Raw genomic sequence first — 16,469 nt, 5'->3', positions numbered from 1 at the left:
CGGCGCATGGGAAGAGATTCGTTGAATGTTTTTCGGTGATGACCAGAACCACGCACGAAGTATGTGGATATCTCCATTGAATGGGAGACCTGCTCAAGGCATATGAAATCCACTGCTGATACGGCACCGTAACGGAGTAGCGAAGCAGTGGCAGCCGCGTGTGGATCATCGGCGTTGTCTTCCAATCTACCGGAATCTGCGCCACGGTGCGGGTGGCACGATAGTCGTGGTAACTGCTTCTCGTGACAGTAGTCAATCTTCTCCCAAATCCTGGTGTCTGTCCAGTGTTTCAGTTCATAACCTTCACCCGTTTGTAGCGCTGATAGTTCGACGACCTGAAGCACAAGGGCATCGTTTGCCGGAACACCGACAAAAGATGGCACCCAAAACAACACTCTGTCTTCAAAAACCTGCTGTTTCAGAATAAGATGACAGGGAAGCTGTCTGATCAAATCAACTTTTAATTTTCTGAATCACTGTAACCATAAGTGTCCCTGCTTCGTAGAAGCAGTAGCGAATCACTCTGAATGGAAACTCCATGACCGCCAAGTGGGGAACGACATACTGGAACACGGAAACGCTTCAGTACCGCAATCCGCATGCACGCCTGCGATTGATGGCTGATATTCTCAGGGAACTTCCGGAAAAACGGGTGCTCGACGTCGGTTGCTCCACAGCTACCCTGAAACAACTGCTGCCGGAAGATGTCGAGTATTATGGCGTTGATATTTCTACCAAAGCGGCTTCGATACTTCCACCCGGACACTTTGTGCAGGTTGACTTCAATAGTGACTTCTCCCTCGATTTCTTCCGCGCCAGTCACATCAATTGTGTCCATATCGGTGGCGTCTTGGAATATCTCCATAACCCGGGCAGGCTCTTGAGCATGCTGCGGGAACTGGTTCCTGAAAATTCTCCGATGGTGCTCAGCATCATCAACTTCGCAGCAAAGCGTTACGACGATGCACGTCGTCACCATCCGGCGTGGCAGTATAAGCCATCGCTGGCCGAACTGCAGAAATTACTTGTGGAGAATCGCTGGAAGGTGGAACGGGTATGGGCTTTTGATGATCGGGCGAACTGGCGAAAACTCGGCCAGTTTCTCATGACCTACTGGCTGGGCATGGAACATCCATGGACAAGGCGGCGGATCAAGCAGTTTGTGATGCTCGCCCGTGCTGTATGATGTTTGACTGTAAGCCTTCGGATTGCCTCCTGCGTGCTCAGCGAGATCTTCAACGCATACAGACTAACTCTTCTTACGCTGCTGCATCCGCTCATGAATCAACTTTTCATGTCCATGTTCGCTTGGTTTGTAGTAATCTGCCATAGCGAGTTCATCGGGGAGATACTGAACACCAGCGACATAGCCTGATGGGTTGTCGTGCGGGTACTGGTAGCCCTGGTTGTAGCCCATTTCTTTCATCATGGGTGTGGGGGCGTTGCGGAGGTGCATGGGGATGGTGATGTTCGGGTGATTGCGGATATCCTGCAGCACTTGCCCCATCGCCAGGTAGCTGCGGTTGGATTTTGGCGCGGTGGCCAGGTAGGTGATGCACTGGGCAATGGGTATCTTGCCTTCGGGCAAGCCGAGCCTGTCGTAGGCCTCAGCAGTGGAGACGGTCAGCGAGAGTGCATACGGATCAGCGTTGCCGATATCTTCGCTGGCAAAGATCATCATTCTTCGTATAAGGTATCGTGGGTCTTCGCCAGCCTCGATCATACGGAAGCCGTACAAGAGGGCTGCATCCGGATTGGAACCTCGCAAGCTCTTGATGAATGCTGAAATGGTATCAAAGTGCTGATCGCCTGCCCGATCGTACAACTGCGTCTGTGCTTGCTTCAGATAGGATTTCACATCGTCGGCCTGCACCGGTTTGATGCGATCACTTCGCGTGGTGCTGAATGATTCGTACCAGTTCAGTAGACGCCTGCCGTCGCCACCGGCGAGTTGGATGAAGGCATCGCGGGCTTCTTCGCTGAGCGTCAGGCCTATGGTTTTTTCTGCTCGCTTCAGAAGCGTTTGCAGTGCACTGGCGGAGAGTGATTTGAAGACGAGCACACGCATTCGGGAGAGCAGGGCACTATTCAAGGCAAACGACGGGTTCTCCGTAGTCGCTCCAATCAGGATAATCGTTCCCGATTCAACATGAGGCAGGAAAGCATCCTGTTGGGATTTATTGAACCGATGTATTTCATCGACGAACAATAATGTAGGCTTGGATTGTTTTTGTGCAGCAGCGACAATCTGCCGAATCTCCTGCACGCCGCCCAGCACCGCAGAGAATTCAATAAAGGGCAAGCCAAAACTCTGGCCGACCAGTTTGGCAAAGGTGGTCTTGCCAGTGCCAGGCGGTCCCCAGAGCACCAGTGAAGGAGGAGAGCTCTGGCCGGTCTGCAAAAACGACAGGAGTGTTTTGTCGAATGAATCTTCATACTGAAAATCATCCCACGACTGGGGACGCATTTTCTCTGCAAGTGGCGCTGATGCAGACTGCTTACGCGGAGCCGGGATCGGTAGAGGATCGTCGTCAAAGAGATTCGCCATCGGTATTCACCATGTGTATCTCCTCCCATTGATAAAAGAGGAGGCTGGGTGGGGTTGGGGCTTGCAAATACTTACCCCCACTAACTCCCCCTTGGCAAGGGGGAGAATGATATAACCATAGTGATACTCTCTGACTGACGAAGCAACTGTCAACTGTACAGAGTAAAAACCGGACCACTTCAGCAAAGGAATGAAAAGTATGACCTTACCGACTGGCCAGGAGCCGAAATTGCCTGAAGTGGTCCCACCGGGAAAAGGGCCGAACTGGGGTAAGCAAGCGACCACGCTGGATGACAGCCGGTTTCTGGAAGGCCCACAAAGGCGTGGCACGGAACTCTGGCGAGCATTGCGCATCTTCCTGGAAGTGATGAAGGGCTTCCGCAATCTTCATTTCATCGGTCCCTGCGTGACCGTGTTTGGTTCGGCGCGGTTTCAGGAAGATCATCCTTACTATATTCTGGCTCGTGAAGTCAGCAGGCAGATGGCACTGAGTGGGTTCACCATCATGACAGGTGGTGGTCCGGGCATCATGGAAGCTGCTAACCGTGGCGCCAAAGATGCGGGTGGTTATTCGGTAGGCTGCAATATTGTCTTGCCCCACGAACAGCATCCGAATCCGTATCTCGACAAGTTTGTTGAGTTCCGCTACTTCTTTGTCCGCAAGGTAATGTTGGTGAAGTACTCGTACGCGTTCGTCATTCTACCTGGCGGATATGGCACACTGGATGAGTTATTTGAAACCGCCACGCTGATTCAAACCGGCAAGATTCACAACTTCCCCCTGGTGCTGATGGGCAAAGCCTACTGGGAACCGATGCTCGATTTTCTGAAATGCATGATCAAGGCGAGAACGATCAGCCAGGGCGATTACGACCGGATACTGGTAACCGATTCGCCTGAGGAAGCAGCCAAGGCAGTCTCTGAAGTAGCGATTAAACAGTTTGGACTCAAGTACAAGAGGCCGAAGCGCAGGTGGTGGCTGGGGGAGTAATTGGCAGTGGGACACGTTTTAAACGTGTCATTTTGGATGATGCTTGGAGAGATAATTTATCCCGTTGGCACGATACAATCGTGCCCCACTGCCACGAACTTCGCATACCGCTGATCAGTGGCATTCAACTGTCAGACATTTGCATGGAGCAAATGCAAACAACTTTGTTATCATTTTGGAGCATGAATCAAAGATAATTGGGTGTGCCATGCTTGCTGTTATTCGATTTCTTGTTGTTATCATCGCCGTTCTTGGTTGTGCAACAGTAGCCCATAGTGATGGGATCATTGCCAAGAAAGGTGGGGGCTTTGTCAGTGAGAGCGAGCAGCATGCGTTCATTGAATGGGAAGCCAGCCAGGAACGGCTGTATGTAAAGACGCAATCTGAAAAGACAGATAAGCCCACTGTCTGGATCATTCCGATTCCTTGTGAACCGGGTCGAGTCTCAGCCAAGCCGATTGAACGGATGCCGAGTGTCTACCAGCCCTATTTCCCCATTCCCCGCGCACGCGAGAATCTGCAGCAAACCCGTGAGTTGGCATTAATGTGGGATACCGGCTACATGCTTTCACCAGTCAGGCTCTTCTTCCAGTCAGTCGGATCACAGCCCAAATCAGTGACATTTTCGACCGCGGATTCAGCTCTTGGTGCCGCAAACGGAGGAAGCCACCGCGAGCCATTGGTGGTGGTACATAGTCATATTGAGGCGCTCGGCATGGTCGTCGAAGTGCTGACAGCCAAAGATGGGGATGCGCTGAACAAATATTTTCAACAGAAGCAGCTTGATATTAAAGCTGAGCAACTGACCAGCTTGAAAGAGTATTTCGGTGCTAAAAACGGAGCACAGTACTCATTTGTATGTAGTTGGCGTGGCGATACGCCTGGAACAGGCCGGGCGGTGGTGATTGACTTTGCCTGTCCCCAGCCGTTCTACCCGCTTCTGCCGACGCGGGCGAATCCTACGCCTGTGGAAACCACTGTCTATCTTCGAGGCTGGTATCAGGCAACGACGGACATGCGTATTCCAGGGCTGGCGTGTCATCGAATGCTGGGGAAAATCGTTGTCCCAACAGATGATGCCGCGCTCGGACGTAGCGGCATGGGGAGTGGATTGACACCCTCGCAACTGGAAGCAGTTCGCGTCAGGCCGGTTACCAAAATCACGCTCAGCCCGAACCCGGCAGATTGGCATCAAGACCTTACTCTGGAATCGAGCAATGATGTCCGCGAAACGGTTGCCGGCTGGATCGCGGGTAGAACGCCCACTATCCTGGTGATGGCATCGGCAGTCTTGGGAATCCTGATTGCACCATTGATGCTACTGTTCATTCGCCAACGATCCGTTACCTGGCGAGATACGGGATATGCACTACTGACGGGCGCTGGCCTGGCTGGCACTCCGCTTGTCTGCAGTTTGTTTTATTATCTGTGGCGACGCAACGAGCCAGCAGACTCGACTACCAACTGGGCATCCAGCGATCCGTTCACCACGCTTGGCCTGGTGGTGTTTCTGTTTTTTATCCCGGCGTGGATTATCTGGCTCGTTTGTTATCGGTGTCAACGAACCTGCTGGGAGCTCTTGCTGCTGATCCTTGCCCACCTTGGATTGGTGACATTGGTTTGTTATGCGATGCAGGATTGGTTTTCAGTGGGGTGAGAATGTTTCGTGGGGCACGATTGTATCGTACCAGGAATGTAAAACGTCCCAACGTGTCATCGCATCATGACACATTGAAACGTGTCCCACTTCGGGAAAGGTGACTGCATTGTAGTCGTCATATTTTTTGTTAACGTTCACTACAGTAGGAGTGTGCAACTGGAACCCGCCAGCAGACTACCTTACTTTACGCTCGCGGATGCGCCTTCTTGTAACTTTCCTGCAATCGTTGGGTGGTTAAATGCGTGTAGATTTGTGTCGTCGTCAGGCTTCGGTGGCCTAAGAGTTCCTGTACACTTCTGATTTCCGCACCGCGATCCAGCAGATGGGTAGCGAAGCTGTGTCGCAGGGTGTGCGGGCTTGCCTGGCCTGACATTCCCAGTTGTCTGAGATATTTGGCCAGCAATCGGCCAACGCTGCGGGTGGTCAGCCTGGTGCCGAACTTGTTGATGAAGACCGCTTCGGTTTCCTGGCCTTTAGCCTTGAGCAGCTTTCCTCTTTCATCGAGCCAGTTGGTGATGGCCTTCAGCGACGATTCACCCAGGAACGCGAGCCGTTCCTTTTTGCCTTTGCCTCGCACCAGCAGTACGTTGTCATCCAGGTTGATGTCCTGCAGATTGAGCTGCACACATTCACTGACACGCAGGCCGGCAGAATAAATCGTCTCCAGAATCGCCCGGTCGCGAGGGCCGCTCTGTTCATCGTCTTCGGGTGAAAGCAATACCTTGTCTGTTGACTCTTCGGTCAGAAACTTGGGCAGCTTCTTGTCTTTCTTGGGGCCGCGCACACCTTCTGCCGGGCTGGTGATCAAGGTCTGTTCACGACAAAGATACTTGAACCAAGAGCGCACTGCAGCCAATCGGCGGGAAATGGTTGATTTGCTCAGCCCTTGTTCATGAAGGTGAGCCAGGAAGCTGCGAATGGTGCGGGTGCTTACCTGTTTGATAGTGGCGTCTTTGCCCAACTGCGTGCGGAAATAATCCACGGCCTGCGTCAAATCTTCGCGATAGGCCTTGGTCGTATGTTCGGAGGCGTTCTTTTCGATAACCAGATGATTGAGGAAGGAGGCAAGAGCCTCGGTCATCCTGCGGTCTCCGCTGGAAAGCGAGGCGAGTGTTGAACCGGCTTGTTCGCTTCAGCCTGCATCTGCGATTTGCCTTTGTCAGTCATTACTGCAGCATCGAACCAGTTGAAGCTGAGTTCCGAATCAGATGCATATCGACGAAAGAGATCTACCAGGGCAGGCAGGCTGTCATCATCGTACAGGAACAAATAGTGTTCTGTGCCTTTGTGGAGCGCCAGGACATTCATTTCGCGCTGCATGAACCACCCCACAAAACGACCAGATAGATTGACTGGCAGATAGACTCTGGGACTATCGGCAAGTTGGGGGATTTCTCTTCATGGATTCCCGGAAAGAGGTCTTGCAGCATTCAGGAAACCCTGTTATGCGGCTGTGTCGCAACGAATGGGCCTTCTGTAGGGGGATGGTATGACGTGGCTGCGATACCTGGGAATTAGCCTGCTGGTAAGCCTTGCCGGTTGTGCCAGCACACCCATTCAGGAAAATCCCTATACAGTCCGGGGCAGCATTCCTTTTGAAAACCCATTGTTTGTGCCTCAAGGACACGATCCGCAGCAGTATCAGCGGGTGTACGACATTGTTTATGATGTCTGTCAGACTTATTTCGACATAGCCAACAGCAACATGTATGCGGGCGAAATTGTCGGCGTACCTCGCGTTTCCGGCGGAGTGTTCGACTGGTGCAGCACGGGCTGGTACGATGGTTATGAAATATGGGAATCGACTACACAATCGATGCGCCGTCGCCTGCTGGTGCAGATCACGCCGGCTGAAGTAGGTGGTTACTTTGTTCTGGTAAAGGTCATCAAAGAGTTGGAAGACCCAGGCCGCGCGGTTAATCCGCTGCAGATACGCAGGGTCCGACCTGATGATACGGTGGATGCGTACAACAATGCACCGCAACAATTATTGAACGAACGCTGGATCGACAAAGGCCGCGACACACGCATGGAAGAAGCGATTATCAGCAAGTTGAAAGAGAAGCTGTAAGTTTGTGGTCATCTCGCTCTGTTGAGATGACCGGCAGTGAGATTTGTATCATGAAATCGTTGCAAGCTAGAATCCATCACGCAGCCATGCTGTTCTTGCCCGGAAGTAGATCGACTAATGCAAGTGTGGGGTACAGGCGTTGATATTCGTGTTCGGTCATGATCTTGATGACCCGCTCGTTGGCATCAATGACCAGTCTTACATCGTTGTAAGCTAACCCAACTGGATGTGATTTAACATTAATTCGAGAAATAAACCGGGCAACCTTACCCAGAGCATTGCTCTTCTCTTGTTCGCTGAGAATCAGCCTTGCAGGACGCGATGTCATGGTGCAGTAAGGAAGTGACATACCCTGCTCCGTAGAAATGTACCAGCGAAAGCCTACCCGATAAGTTGGTGTACATGTCAAGGAATTGAATGGAAGTTGGGTAATTCGATGATCACGTAACTGGCAGTGAAGGTACTTCAGTCATAAATGTCATCAGCGAAACAACGGGAATATCAGCTACAGATTCTTATGCTGTCATTTGATATGCATTCTGTTCATGGTAACCTTGCGTTTTCTCTTCAACAGATAAGATTAACATACCCGCTGTTTCGTTCTTGTACTTATTGCAGTATTACCATTTCCATGATGTGCCTAGGCCTGCGATACTTCTGGATAATTTTCTTTGCGATTTGGCAGGGTGGTTTCATGTTCTATGGAGCCATTGTTGTTCCCGTAGGAACCATGGTGCTTGGTTCGGAAAGCCTACAGGGTTTCGTGACCCAGTCGGTAACCAACTATCTCAACATCATTGGTTTTCTCGCTTTAATCATTTGGCTTGGTGAGTTGATTCTGCAAAGAGATACTCTCAAGATCAGACGCAACATTCGCTGGGCTATCCTGATTCTTCTGATTGTTATGATGTGCCTTCTAGGCTGGCTGCATATGAGATTGGATCAATTGTTGGATGCCGAGACTTATGTAATTTCGAATTCAGATTTGTTTACCAGGCTGCATAGCTGGTATCTCATCATCATTACAATTCAATGGGCATTCAGCCTGGTGCTGGTTGGATTAACCATCTGGGCCTGGCGTGATGCTCAGTTGTTCAATTCAAAATCACGTTGAAGTTCGGGGACCATCGGTTGGGCAAGAGTGCAATGCCGCTTACTTCGTGCGCGGCTCTTTGCGTTTTGATAAGATGCCTGCTGGGTACTTGCGGGCGCTCGGCATGAAGTTTACACGATTTTCAGTCACTTACCTTCTCTTCGTGCTGCTCTATGCTTGCGTTTATGCCGGGTTCTTTTTTCATCGTTCGGTGCATCCCCTCGTCGGTAACTACTCGGGCGATTATCTGCTGTTGCTGGTACTGCTGGCGATACCTTTTCTCATTCCACTCCTTCTTCGCTGGTTGTACTGCAAACTGGGCAGGCGGCGGTTTCAACTGCTCACGTTTCTTACCTGCATCTTCATGATCACGGCGTATGCCATCACCAGCATGACCTATTATCAATGGGTTCGCCACAAGCCGCCATTTGATCCTTATCTGCAGGCGAGGCCGGTGGCGATGGATGCATCGCGGCTTGAACAGTTACAGCAACAACGCAGCAAGCCCGATCGGCCGTTCCTGATCATTACGCTCGGTGGCTCAACGTCGCTCCACTACCCTGAACTACTGCTCAATGAGTTACGTCGCCAATATCCGAATCGCAGCTTCGAACTGTTAAACCTGGCGCAAAACAGTTACACCGTCAAGCATGCACTCATCCGGTATTGCACCCATTTCGACCAGTGGCAGCCTGACCTGGTCATTGGCCTCTTTGGCATCAACGAGATGATCCGCAGTTTTTCGCCAGAAGGGCTGGCGGTTGGTCCGTACGACGACGAATGGTCTCACTTTTTCTATGTGGCCTACCCGGCAGTACGACTGCCCACTTTGGAATCGCGTATCTATGATCGTCTGCAGTTTAGCTGGTACCGTTCGCTCCGGGTGCATGAAGTGGATAGTCCGCTCGATGCCTACCGAGCACGGGCAACGTATGGCCGACATCTCAAACGGCTGTGCCAGTGGATGATACTGCACAACACGCCTTGCCTGCTCATGACCCAGCCTACGTTGTATAAGACTGATAATACCGAGGCGGAGAAGAATACCTTCATGATGCAGAAAGTGGAGTGTCTGGTCAGACATCAATATTTCCATCAGGAGTATCCATCGTCTGCTACACTTTCTAAAGTGATGCACGATTACAACCAGACGTTGCTGCACGTGAGCGGTGCTGATGGTGTGCAGTCGTTCGATCTGGATCGAGCCATCCCCAAGTCGCTCGATTATCTTTATGATGATTGCCATTACACGGTGAAGGGCAATCGGTTGGTGGTAGAGACAATGATCAAGGCGCTGGTGAAGAAAAAACTGCTGAAGGATCAGGATGTAAAACGCTGAAAGATCTTGGTCATTATCCGGCTGGGTGCAAATTTCACTTTCTTCGCATCAATCACCGTCCACTCGCCCGCGCTGCTGATGGTGTGCAAACCATCGTGAAAAGGCCAATTAGGTTGTGGTTTGATTTCACGGAGAGGCGTTTCAACAAACAGTTCAGGCGTCAAACAATCAACACGGTTGAGCATTACCGATCCGCCATACGTCATCGAGTTGTTCTGCGCCGGGCGATAGAGAACTCCATGATGCAAGAAGGGCGTGCCTGCGGGTCGACTGCTCCGCGGATCGAGCTTGATCGGGTTGGCAGCATGAGCATACCAGGAACCGGTCAACGATTCCGCATGCCAGGCCAGCAGTTCGGTATCAGCATGTCGAATGGAAGTGCCCATCAGCCACCAGCGGTTTTTATGCTGAAACAGCGTCGGGTCAATGACCGGTTCGCCAGTAGGTATCGCAGCGTATTCCTTCCATGAGTTATCCGGCTGAAGTTGATAGAGCACTAACCTCTGCTGCTCTATGTTTTCCGGAATCATGTACCAGTGCTTGCCATCGTAAACGGTGCACGGGTAAGAAAGGTGTGTGCCGGTATTGAGATCGACTTGTTGTTTACCTGCCGTGCCATCATCTGCGATGGCGACACTGACAATCTTCCCGTTGCCACGCTGGTAATCGAACTGCTCAGCAACGATGCGCAGTTGGTCATTACGCTTGTATGCAAACGGATCAGCCAGGAATTGATGGGACTGTTCAGCAGTAATCCATTGCATGGCTGGAATAAAATCAGGTTCCAGCAGTCGATGGATGGGCTCTTTAATTATGCCGATTACCCAGATTTCATCATTGAAGAGGTAGCGAAGCCGAGCTTTCCATCGTCGATAGCATGTTCGCCACCAGTATCGCAAATACTGCACATCGGTGGGTGCAACCTTGATGGGAGCATTCGTAACAACAGGCGCACGGTTCACAGCTTCCAATCGCCGGTTCAGAATATCCCGGCAGGCAGCGATCGGCAGATGATTGGCAACCGCTTGAATGCGTTCATAATTTCGAGATGCTGAGGTGAGTACTGTCAGGGCGGTACACTGCTGCAGAATAATGCCGCCATCAAGCTTTTCAGTCAATCTTTGCAGAATGGCACTGGTGGTAGGCGAACCATCATGCACTTCCCAGAAGCCCGGCGGCCCGCCACGATACTGCTGCGGGTCGCCATGATGAAACGACCAGATGCCGTATCGAGCAGCTGTCAGTACTTTGCCCCGCAGAATGCCGAAGCTGAACTTGAGCAGAGCATCGAGGTTATGCTGTTTCAGAACTTCAACATCTTCATCGCGAAACAACTGGGTGAATCTTCCCTTTTGAACAGCAGTTACTTCCAGCACCGGAATGTGCTTCCATTCCTGTTGCATGTCGAAACAGGCTTTAGTAGTGGGCTTCTTAAACCAGCGGTTGCGCAGGCCCCAAAGCAGCCCCCGGCCGGTCAGCACTTTTTTGATTTTCTGCCAGCGGGTGGTGGTGCTTGGTGGAGTTCGATTGAACACGAGCAGTTCCAGCGAAACGCCGGGCAGTTGCAGCATGGATCGCACCATATTCAGGCTTGATTCAGGCCAGGAATAGCCCTGACAGAGAATGCCAAGCCGTAACCGGTTCTGCTGCATGACTAACCTTATGAGGGCGATAACAGTCTGGTGAGTTCCTGGTGCATCTCTTCGGATAAATGCTTTCGACTGAACTGCTTCTGGTAAATTTCCCAGCAGTGCTGCTGCTTGGTTTGCAGTTGCCCAGGCGACTGACTGATAGTTTTGAGTGCCTCAGCGATTTCGGTGATGTTGGTTTCGCTCAGGTGCCAGCCAAGCTGATATTCCCCTATCCACTGGCTGATGCACGACTGTTCTTCACCAGCGAAGATCACAGGCCGGCCTGATGCCAGGCAGCCGAAGAACTTAGAAGGCACGACAATGCCGGTCCAGTTCTGTCGCAGGCTCACCAGGTGAATATCGCCCGTGGCCAGATGTCGGCTCAATTCGCTTTCTTCAGCAAAAGGCAGAAAGCGGATGTTGGTATCGTCTGCTGTCACAGCATCACGCAACTCATCCACGCGGTTGCCCCGCACGGAAAAACCCATCACGATGTCCGTGTTCCGTAGTTGCCGGGCTAACGCCAGGAACTCGGTAAACTCATGAGCACGACCGAAGTTGCCTGAGTAGAGCAGCGTCAACTTAGCATTGCCGAAGAGTTTCGCACGCAGAGCCGGATCGGCCTGTTCCACAGTTTTCGGTTCAGCGAGTGCCCAAGGGGGGACGGTGAATTTTCGGCATGTAAGTCCATAGGCTTCCAGCCGTTGACGCATGCATTGTCCCAAGTCAGCTACCAGATCGCACGAACGATAAGATGATCGCAGCAATGATTTTATCAAACGTATGAATCGGGAATCATCCCGCATCAGGCCATCAGCCAATGCTGCCTCGGGGTACAGATCATAAGCCCAGTGCACGATCTTCACGCAGGGGCGAAACAGGCGAACCACTCTCGCAACCAGAATGGACAACACCGGATCGGTACCGATAAACAGAACATCGGGCACGTTTTTTTTGCTGCGAAAGGCAATACGGCACCAGGCGACAATCATCCAGAGGGCATTCAAGATGCGTCCTTTTGCCGATGATTGCTTCCACTGTGGCCGCCAGATACGCTGGATGTTCACGCCGTTCCAGTGTTCCCGTGTCGGCCTGTACGTTGTTTGTGCATGGCAGGAACGGTTGCTGGTAACTGCTTCTACCTGCCATCCTTTTGCTGCGAGATCCACCGCCAGGTCGGAGAACAACTGGGCGCTGACGACATTGTCAGGATGAAAGAAATGGTAGAGGATGGTGATGCGGGGCGGCCGGTTCATCATGACGCGCCCTGTGAATTTCGCCACCAGGCAATGGTGCGGCGAAGGCCTTCTTCAAACGGCATCTGTGCCGACCAGCCCAAAAGTTGCCTGGCCCGGCTCACATCGAGTTGCCGACGTGGCTGGCCATCAGGCTTGCTGGTGTCCCAACGAATCTCTCCTTCAAAGTCGCACAGCCGGGCAATCAGCTCCGTCAACGCCTTGATGGAAATCTCGTTGCCAGTACCCAGGTTGATGGGAACTGGTTCTTCCATCCGTTCCGCAGCAGCTACGATGCCATTGGCGCAATCATAGACGTAGAGAAACTCCCGCGAAGCGGAGCCGGTTCCCCAGGCATCAATATGTGTACGTTTCTGCACCCGCGCCTCTTCGCATTTGCGAATGAGGGCTGGTATTACATGGGAAGATTGCGGATCGAAGTTGTCGTTGGGGCCATAGAGGTTCACCGGTATTACCACTGAACTGGGCAGGCCATACTCCCTGCGATAACCATCGAGCATCACAAACAGCGCCTTCTTGGCTACGCCATAGGGTGCATTAGTCTCTTCCGGGTAACCGTTCCATAAATCTTCTTCGCGGAACGGCGCTGGCGTGTATTTGGGATAGGCACACACGGTACCCACCTGGACAAACTTCCGAATGCCATTTTTCCTGGCCGCTTCAATCAGATGCAGACCCATCGCCATGTTGGCAAAGAAGTATTCACCCGGATGTCGTTGATTAGCACCAATGCCACCCACCCGTGCTGCCAGGTGAATGACAACGGTAGGCTTCCATTCTGCATAAAGTCGTTCGACATCGGTTTGCCGGGTCAGGTCATATTGCGAACTGCGTGGGGCCAGCAGTTGTTCGTCGGCAACGCCTCGTTCCCGCAACAGTTGGCAGACGATGCTGCCAAGAAAGCCCGCTCCGCCAGTCACCAGAATTCTTTCTCTTGCCAGATCGATCATACGATTAATGTGCTGTGTGGGAAGTGGTTGTAGTGAAACCGGCTTGCTTTAGCGTCCATTCGCGTTCAGCCAGTTCCATATCGGAGTCAACCATCATCTTCACCAGTTGATCAAAACTTACTTTCGGTTTCCAGCCGAGTTTAGTGCGGGCCTTCGTCGCATCGCCCAGCAGCAGTTCAACCTCCGCAGGGCGAAGGTAGCGGGCATCAAACTTCACAAAATCTTTCCAATCCAGATTGACCAGCGAAAAGGCCCGCTCGCAGAACTCGCGCACCGAATAAGTCTCACCCGTAGCAATCACATAGTCATCAGGCTTCTCTGCCTGCAGCATGAGCCACATGGCTTCAACGTAATCGCCTGCAAACCCCCAGTCTCGCTTGGCATCAAGATTGCCCAGGAATAATTCCTTTTGCAGCCCTTTCTTGATGCGACCGACTGCACGAGTGATCTTGCGGGTGACAAAGGTTTCCCCACGGCGTGGACTTTCGTGATTGAACAGAATGCCCGAACTGGCATGCATGCCGTAGCTTTCACGATAATTGACAGTAATCCAGTGGCCAAACAACTTGCCCACCGCATAAGGCGAACGGGGATAAAAGGGCGTTGTTTCTTTCTGCGGTGTTTCCTGTACCTTGCCGTACATTTCCGAGCTGGATGCCTGATAATAGCGCAGGCTTTTTCCGCTGATTTCCTGATATTCCCGGATGGCTTCAAGCAGTTTGAGTACACCCAAACCTGCAGCATCAGCGGTGTAGACAGGCTGATCGAAACTCACTCGCACGTGGCTCTGGGCGCCAAGATTATAGACCTCGCCAGGCTGCACGCTCCGCAGCACGCGGGCCAGGCTGTTGCCATCCGTCAAGTCGGCATAGTGCAGGAACAGCTTGACACCCTTCTCATGCGGGTCGTGATAGAGATGATCCACCCGTTCGGTGTTGAAAGTGCTGCTGCGGCGGATGATGCCATGCACCTCGTACCCTTTGCCCAGGAGCAGTTCCGCCAGGTAAGAACCATCCTGCCCGGTGATGCCGGTAATCAGCGCCTTACGATCAGCCATGCGTGCCGCTCAATGGATTCGCCAAGTGTGTGAATACTTCATTAGTTACGAAGCGGAGTAATGAAAACAAGGCAGGGTGGGGCAGCATTCGAATTGACGAATCAGATTGTGGAACAGAATTCCAATTCTTTTCACTGTGGTTAATCGCTAAGTTATTTCACTGTGTAGTCAAGATTGGAATCTTGACCCACTATGATGATGCAGGACACGTTTATAATGTCCCGTCCTAACCTGAGTCTACACTCCCCCGAAGTTTTGAACAAGGAGTGTAGGAATGGAACGAGCACAGATGTCCTTCAGCCCTGAGGTGAAGCGGGCGATCGTGGAGGAGTTGGAGAGCGGTCAGCTTTCGCTGCGCGAGGCGGCGGCGCGTGGGCATACGACGGTCAGCCGGATACAACTGTGGCTGAAGGAGTATGGCAAGTATCAACCCAAGCGTGACATCGTCGAGGTGGTTATGAAGAGCGAAGAAGAGAAGATTGCCGCCCTGGAGAAGGCGTTGGCGGACGCCCACCTGAAGCTGCTGGTGCATGAGAAGATCATCGAGGTGGCCAGCAAGAAGTACAAGGTGGATCTAAAAAAAACTTTTGGGCCGCAGGCGTCGAGCAGTCTCGCGGAGAAACCTCCGCCAGCCTCGAACGGCTCTGCCAGGCGGAAGGGCGTAGCCGGGATGCGTATTACAAGCATTATCAGCGGATCCAGGACGACAGCAACGAGGAGGCGGCGATCTTGCAACTGGTCGACGAGATTCGCCAGGAACAGCCCCGGCTGGGGACGCGTAAACTGGTGGATCAGCTGAAGAAGCATCACGACACGGAGGTAGGCCGGGATCATCTGTTCGCCCTCCTGGGTGAATCAGGTCGTCTGGTAAAAGCGAAAAAACGCTTTGAAAAGACGACTTATTCACATCATGGCTATGCGGTGGCACCGAACCGGATCAAGGAGCTGACGATCGATAAGCCAAATCACGTGCTGGTGTCTGACTGCACCTATCTCAGGGTGTTTGGTCGGAAGTTCGCCTACCTGTTCCTGGTGAGCGATGCCTACACGCGGCGGATCGTCGGGTATCACGTGAGTCGGGACTTGTCGCATTACTCGGCAGTGATCGCCTTATCCAAAGCGGTGGACAGGATGAAGACTGCTCAAGGCGTGACGGGTCAGGGCGTGATTCATCATTCGGACCGAGGCTGCCAGTACTGCTGCCATGAGTACCTGGCGATGCTGAAGTCGCACGGGATGGAATCGAGCATGACCGACGCTGATCATTGTTATCAGAATGCCATCGCCGAACGGATCAATGGCATTCTCAAGGATGAGTTCAACCTGGATGCGGAGTTCCTCAACATCAACCACGTACAAACGGCTGTCGTACGAGCCGTGGAGGTGTACAACACCAAACGACCTCACTGGAGCCTGGGCTTACGTACTCCACAGGAGATGTATGAACGGGCTGCCTGATCAACCCCGGAGGTTATTGACATGTCAATATCCCCCCAGACCCCCCTGGACTACTATTACTTATGTGTAGACTTTATTTAGGACGAGAGATTTTTGATATTGCGTTTATAAGTTGCATATCCACTCGCACACATCCACGGACTATCTTCATTTACTTTCTACTCACACGAGTGCCTATGTCCTATGGTATGCCTTGGTTCATCCGGATACTTTAGAGCATCTAACAAAAAGAACATTAGAGGAAGTAGCCGCAGATGACGATGCACCCGAGTATCATGAACGCTTCGTGGATGTCATCGCGTCGTTCATAGCGAACCCGTAAGCGTCGAAATTGATGTAGCCAACTGATGGATCGCTCAATGACCCAGCGGTAAATTCCCAACCCACTTCCATGTTCGGTGTTGCGTCGAGCGAG

Annotated in this window: 16 protein-coding genes; 7 read left to right on the top strand and 9 right to left on the bottom strand. The window is 52.2% G+C overall.

Annotated features, from left to right (window positions below; translation table 11 throughout):
* Positions 1-538: 538 nt before the first annotated feature.
* Entirely contained in the window at positions 539-1,186 is a 648-nt protein-coding gene (locus tag JNJ77_04555) for a methyltransferase domain-containing protein (GenBank protein ID MBL8821838.1), read from the top strand.
* A gap of 63 nt (positions 1,187-1,249) precedes the next feature.
* On the opposite strand, the gene JNJ77_04550 is transcribed toward JNJ77_04555, so the two are convergent.
* Positions 1,250-2,548: a replication-associated recombination protein A gene (locus JNJ77_04550; GenBank protein MBL8821837.1), complete on the bottom strand. Its 1,299-nt coding sequence runs from the start codon at positions 2,546-2,548 to the stop codon at positions 1,250-1,252.
* A gap of 199 nt (positions 2,549-2,747) precedes the next feature.
* Between JNJ77_04550 and JNJ77_04545 the strand changes: the two genes are divergently transcribed.
* On the top strand, positions 2,748-3,539 hold the full coding sequence (locus JNJ77_04545) for a TIGR00730 family Rossman fold protein (protein ID MBL8821836.1): 792 nt from the start codon (positions 2,748-2,750) through the stop codon (positions 3,537-3,539).
* A 208-nt stretch (positions 3,540-3,747) separates the two neighbouring features.
* Complete coding sequence (locus tag JNJ77_04540) at positions 3,748-5,196, top strand: hypothetical protein (protein MBL8821835.1); 1,449 nt, start codon at positions 3,748-3,750, stop codon at positions 5,194-5,196.
* A 187-nt stretch (positions 5,197-5,383) separates the two neighbouring features.
* Here JNJ77_04540 and xerC read toward each other — a convergent pair whose 3' ends face one another.
* Positions 5,384-6,280 (bottom strand): tyrosine recombinase XerC, encoded by an 897-nt coding sequence (gene xerC / locus JNJ77_04535; GenBank protein ID MBL8821834.1) that lies wholly within the window; start codon positions 6,278-6,280, stop codon positions 5,384-5,386.
* On the bottom strand, positions 6,277-6,507 hold the full coding sequence (locus JNJ77_04530; protein ID MBL8821833.1) for a hypothetical protein: 231 nt from the start codon (positions 6,505-6,507) through the stop codon (positions 6,277-6,279). The genes xerC and JNJ77_04530 overlap by 4 nt, the downstream gene beginning before the upstream one ends.
* 181 nt (positions 6,508-6,688) lie before the next feature.
* On the opposite strand from JNJ77_04530, the gene JNJ77_04525 reads away from it, so the two are divergent.
* The gene (locus tag JNJ77_04525) at positions 6,689-7,270 is read left to right on the top strand and encodes a hypothetical protein (protein ID MBL8821832.1); all 582 of its coding nucleotides are present in this window, start codon (positions 6,689-6,691) and stop codon (positions 7,268-7,270) included.
* 76 nt (positions 7,271-7,346) lie between these two features.
* Here JNJ77_04525 and JNJ77_04520 read toward each other — a convergent pair whose 3' ends face one another.
* On the bottom strand, positions 7,347-7,619 hold the full coding sequence (locus JNJ77_04520; GenBank protein MBL8821831.1) for a hypothetical protein: 273 nt from the start codon (positions 7,617-7,619) through the stop codon (positions 7,347-7,349).
* 345 nt (positions 7,620-7,964) lie between these two features.
* Between JNJ77_04520 and JNJ77_04515 the strand changes: the two genes are divergently transcribed.
* Together JNJ77_04515 and JNJ77_04510 are read left to right on the top strand one after the other, a co-directional pair.
* Positions 7,965-8,384, top strand: a complete 420-nt coding sequence (locus JNJ77_04515) for a hypothetical protein (protein ID MBL8821830.1) — start codon at positions 7,965-7,967, stop codon at positions 8,382-8,384.
* Between the two features lie 103 nt (positions 8,385-8,487).
* A complete protein-coding gene (locus tag JNJ77_04510) occupies positions 8,488-9,702 on the top strand; it encodes a hypothetical protein (GenBank protein MBL8821829.1) in 1,215 nt (404 codons plus the stop codon).
* On the opposite strand, the gene JNJ77_04505 is transcribed toward JNJ77_04510, so the two are convergent.
* From JNJ77_04505 to gmd, 4 genes are read right to left on the bottom strand one after another with little or no spacing between them, the layout of a single operon-like run.
* Entirely contained in the window at positions 9,684-11,354 is a 1,671-nt protein-coding gene (locus JNJ77_04505) for a hypothetical protein (GenBank protein ID MBL8821828.1), read from the bottom strand. The two genes, JNJ77_04510 and JNJ77_04505, sit on opposite strands and share 19 nt — an antisense overlap.
* An 8-nt stretch (positions 11,355-11,362) precedes the next feature.
* Positions 11,363-12,592: a glycosyltransferase family 4 protein gene (locus JNJ77_04500; GenBank protein ID MBL8821827.1), complete on the bottom strand. Its 1,230-nt coding sequence runs from the start codon at positions 12,590-12,592 to the stop codon at positions 11,363-11,365.
* Positions 12,589-13,539, bottom strand: coding sequence for a GDP-L-fucose synthase (locus JNJ77_04495; protein ID MBL8821826.1), 951 nt, complete (start codon positions 13,537-13,539; stop codon positions 12,589-12,591). The genes JNJ77_04500 and JNJ77_04495 overlap by 4 nt, the downstream gene beginning before the upstream one ends.
* 4 nt (positions 13,540-13,543) lie before the next feature.
* A complete protein-coding gene (gene gmd / locus JNJ77_04490) occupies positions 13,544-14,596 on the bottom strand; it encodes a GDP-mannose 4,6-dehydratase (protein MBL8821825.1) in 1,053 nt (350 codons plus the stop codon).
* A 274-nt stretch (positions 14,597-14,870) separates the two neighbouring features.
* Here gmd and JNJ77_04485 point away from each other — a divergent pair.
* Positions 14,871-16,054, top strand: a protein-coding gene (locus JNJ77_04485; GenBank protein MBL8821824.1) for an IS3 family transposase whose coding sequence is annotated in 2 segments (ribosomal slippage) — positions 14,871-15,180 and positions 15,180-16,054 — 1,185 coding nt in all. Because the reading frame shifts where the segments join, the coding sequence is not laid out codon by codon here.
* Between the two features lie 235 nt (positions 16,055-16,289).
* Here the strand turns inward: JNJ77_04485 and JNJ77_04480 are convergent.
* Positions 16,290-16,469 (bottom strand): transposase (locus JNJ77_04480; GenBank protein ID MBL8821823.1); only part of this gene is annotated, 180 nt, incomplete at its 5' end.

Source organism: Planctomycetia bacterium, from assembly GCA_016795155.1.
In the GTDB taxonomy this organism is placed as follows: Bacteria; Planctomycetota; Planctomycetia; order Gemmatales; family HRBIN36; genus JAEUIE01.
Note: the sequence above shows the minus strand (reverse complement) of the source record. Positions and strands in the feature narration are given on the sequence as shown.

Bases quoted from the DNA above. Each gene is read 5' to 3' on its own strand.
- JNJ77_04515 (MBL8821830.1), top strand. From the start codon at position 7,965: ATGTTCTATGGAGCCATTGTTGTTCCCGTAGGAACCATGGTGCTTGGT.
- JNJ77_04520 (MBL8821831.1), bottom strand. From the start codon at position 7,619: ATGTCACTTCCTTACTGCACCATGACATCGCGTCCTGCAAGGCTGATT.
- xerC (MBL8821834.1), bottom strand. From the start codon at position 6,280: ATGACCGAGGCTCTTGCCTCCTTCCTCAATCATCTGGTTATCGAAAAG.
- JNJ77_04540 (MBL8821835.1), top strand. From the start codon at position 3,748: ATGCTTGCTGTTATTCGATTTCTTGTTGTTATCATCGCCGTTCTTGGT.
- JNJ77_04510 (MBL8821829.1), top strand. From the start codon at position 8,488: ATGAAGTTTACACGATTTTCAGTCACTTACCTTCTCTTCGTGCTGCTC.
- JNJ77_04525 (MBL8821832.1), top strand. From the start codon at position 6,689: ATGACGTGGCTGCGATACCTGGGAATTAGCCTGCTGGTAAGCCTTGCC.
- gmd (MBL8821825.1), bottom strand. From the start codon at position 14,596: ATGGCTGATCGTAAGGCGCTGATTACCGGCATCACCGGGCAGGATGGT.
- JNJ77_04545 (MBL8821836.1), top strand. From the start codon at position 2,748: ATGACCTTACCGACTGGCCAGGAGCCGAAATTGCCTGAAGTGGTCCCA.
- JNJ77_04500 (MBL8821827.1), bottom strand. From the start codon at position 12,592: ATGATGAACCGGCCGCCCCGCATCACCATCCTCTACCATTTCTTTCAT.
- JNJ77_04530 (MBL8821833.1), bottom strand. From the start codon at position 6,507: ATGAATGTCCTGGCGCTCCACAAAGGCACAGAACACTATTTGTTCCTG.
- JNJ77_04555 (MBL8821838.1), top strand. From the start codon at position 539: ATGACCGCCAAGTGGGGAACGACATACTGGAACACGGAAACGCTTCAG.
- JNJ77_04550 (MBL8821837.1), bottom strand. From the start codon at position 2,548: ATGGCGAATCTCTTTGACGACGATCCTCTACCGATCCCGGCTCCGCGT.
- JNJ77_04505 (MBL8821828.1), bottom strand. From the start codon at position 11,354: ATGCAGCAGAACCGGTTACGGCTTGGCATTCTCTGTCAGGGCTATTCC.
- JNJ77_04495 (MBL8821826.1), bottom strand. From the start codon at position 13,539: ATGATCGATCTGGCAAGAGAAAGAATTCTGGTGACTGGCGGAGCGGGC.